Origin of the sequence: Halanaerobium congolense, from assembly GCF_004366375.1 — a bacterium.
Lineage (GTDB): Bacteria > Bacillota > Halanaerobiia > Halanaerobiales > Halanaerobiaceae > Halanaerobium > Halanaerobium congolense.
Window position 1 is genome coordinate 1 of sequence record NZ_SOEF01000090.1, and the last position, 1,338, is coordinate 1,338.

Here is a 1,338-nt window from a genome sequence, read left to right on the forward strand (position 1 = left end):
GGTAACGTCAAGTATTTTGTGTAAATAAATTAATATCTTTCTTCAAATAGTTGAATTAGCTTATCTCTAGCAGCTAAAAATCCTTTTAATCTTCGTTCTGACCACTTAGAATTATAGTCTAAGATCTTAAGATATAATATTTTTTCTGCTGCTTTTTCATTTGGTAAACTGTTCATTGTTTTAAGTCTTTTTCTGATTTCTTTATTGGCTCTTTCAATCCAGTTAGTTGTATAAATTGATTTTTGAATACTATCTGGATATTTATAGAAAGCAAATAATTCATCTTTATCTTCAAACCAGCTTTGAGCTAAGTGAGGATAGATTTTATCCCACTTTAAGCTGAGATCATTTAAGGCCTGCTCTGCATACTCTCTGCTGGGAGCTTTGTAAATTTTCTTAAGATCAGTAACAATTTCATCTGTATGTTTTTTCTTAACTTTATGAAGTGTATTACGGACTTTGTGAACTACACAGCGTTGAACATCAGCTTTTGGATATACTTTAAGAAATGCGTCAGTTAAACCTGGTAGGCCATCCATAACACCTAAAAGCACCTGTTCTACGCCTCTGGATTTAAGGTTCATCAGTACTTCTTCCCAGAGTGTAGCTGACTCTGTTACGCCAATGTAGAAGTCTAGAATCTCTCTGTAGCCTTCTTCATTGATTCCAATGATTATATATGCTGATTCATTACCAACATGCTCTCGGCGAATCTTAATGCTTAGAGCATCAATGAAGAGCACACTGTAGCGTTTTTCTAAGGGCCTGTTTTTCCACTGTTCAATTTCTTTAACTGCTATATCTGTCAGATTACTGACACTGGTAGCACTGTATTTTTGACCATACATTTGCTCAATCAAATTGGCAATATCACGAGTGGATAGACCTCGGGCATACATCTGGATTACAGTCTGTTCCAGCCAGTCATCACGGCGTTTATATGGCTCAAATAGAGCAGTTTGAAAGTCATTGTTTCTATCTCTTGGGACTTCTAGATTTTCAATGACACCGTATTTAGTCTGGAAGTTACGAGAGTAATTTCCATTGCGGCTGTTGCCAGAGTTCTTGCCAGCAGAATCATATTTATCGTAATTAAGAAATTCAGTCAATTCACCTTTAAGAAGCTTTTCGATAAAATTTTTGATCAAATCATTGATCATATCGTCAAAATTTACTTGACCATTATTGGGGTTATCAGTTATACTTTTCATGAGGAGTCCTCCTAGTGGTTTGGTTTTTATTTCGCTAATAAATAATTCAACCACTTAAAGAAGGATTCCTCTTTTTTATTTTAAAAAAATCGTTAAATTTAATTTACACAACTTATTATACAATACT

1 protein-coding gene is annotated in these 1,338 nt (G+C 34.2%); it reads right to left on the reverse strand.

What is annotated here, in order from left to right; translation table 11 throughout:
• Positions 1-29: 29 nt before the first annotated feature.
• A complete protein-coding gene (locus C7954_RS13540) occupies positions 30-1,211 on the reverse strand; it encodes an IS256 family transposase (RefSeq protein WP_089723226.1) in 1,182 nt (393 codons plus the stop codon).
• Positions 1,212-1,338 lie beyond the last annotated feature (127 nt).